Source organism: Rhodobacter sp. SGA-6-6 (genome assembly GCF_011043545.1).
Classification (GTDB): domain Bacteria; phylum Pseudomonadota; class Alphaproteobacteria; order Rhodobacterales; family Rhodobacteraceae; genus Pseudogemmobacter.
Genome location: NZ_JAAKGP010000050.1, coordinates 1 through 1,272, shown reverse-complemented (window position 1 = coordinate 1,272; position 1,272 = coordinate 1). Strand labels below are relative to the sequence as shown.

The window sequence follows — 1,272 nt, the reverse complement described above, 5'->3', positions numbered from 1 at the left end:
CGTTTGGCCAGTTGGGCGGCGAACACCTCGGACAGCGGGCGTCCGGCGAGGCGTGCCACTTCGGGCAACAAGGCGGTATGTGCCTGACCCGGGGCACAGATGCGATCAGCAAGGCTGTTGGCATCGAGCCGGTCAGCGCGCCCCATCGTCATCTGATCCGCCAGCCGGCGCAGGTTCTCGATCAGAACGATGCGCATGGTGATGGCAACGGCCCAGAGCTCGCCGATCGTCAGCGGCTGCACCGTTTGATATGCGACGAGGTAACGGCGCAGGATGTCCGGATCGAAATGGCTGTCGGTATGGGCCACGAATGCCCAGGTCACGCCGAAGACGCGTGGGTATCCTGCGAATGGACCATCCGCCAGTTTTGGCAGAAGACGATAATACCCTTCGGGAAGATCGGTGCGAACTTCCCGGATCTGCGCCTCGACGAGGTGGTAATTGTCCAGAAGCCAGGTCGCGGCGGGCACCACTTCGCGCCCGGCTGCAACTTCACTGGCGCTGGCGCGCCACGCCGTAAGCAACACCTTTGCATTGTCGTCCAGCCGGCGGCGCAATGTCCGGACCCTTTTTGTCCGTTCAGCCACCGGCTGCGCAGAAGCCAGCGAGATCGCGTGCTGCTCAAGCCGCTCGGCGCTGAAAAGTTCTGCGCGAACAGGTGCCGTATCCGCCCAGGGGTGACCCGGCACGATATCACGGGTCGTCATCCCGGCAGAAATACGTTCGACCGCCGCTCCGAGGCGGCCGCTCAACCCTTTTTCTTCTTCGGCGCTGCAGCGGGTGCCAGTGCGCCTTTTTCGAACAGAGGCGCCGCTACTGGGGCAGCCTTGACCTGTTTGGGCTTCTTCGCCTCACGATTTCCGCGTTTATTTCCCTTGGCCATATAGTTATCCTTTGATTTACGGACCGCAAAGCGCGGGCGTGATTATTCAGCCCACGCGCGATGCGAAGGGGCTGAGAAGGTTTCGAACCAGCGATCACATTCACTCACTCAGGGAGTGCCAGTAATTTTTGGATAGCAAGGCAACGACGTCGGGCGGAGCTTTCTCGACGCCAGATCAACCTGTGACATGAGAATGATGGAAGAGGACCTCAATAGCAACCCTTTTGGATGAGCGTTACAGCGGCTGAAGCGAAGGGCTCTCATAAGTTGTCATTATATCATGCGGTTAGAGTGGCTTCGGGTTGGGTTTGATAATTAATTTATTGTAATGCCTTGATTTTCTGAAACGACTGCTTACTTTGATAAAAGCACAGCTTGCCCGGGTGAAC

Annotated in this window: 2 protein-coding genes; both read right to left on the bottom strand. The window is 58.4% G+C overall.

Translation table 11 applies throughout. The features are described 5' to 3' along the window. On the bottom strand, positions 1-752 hold a 752-nt coding region (locus tag G5B31_RS20895; RefSeq protein ID WP_205912058.1), incomplete at its 3' end, for a hypothetical protein. Beyond that, positions 749-883 (bottom strand): hypothetical protein, encoded by a 135-nt coding sequence (locus G5B31_RS21425; protein ID WP_101754912.1) that lies wholly within the window; start codon positions 881-883, stop codon positions 749-751. The genes G5B31_RS20895 and G5B31_RS21425, both read right to left, overlap by 4 nt. Positions 884-1,272 lie beyond the last annotated feature (389 nt).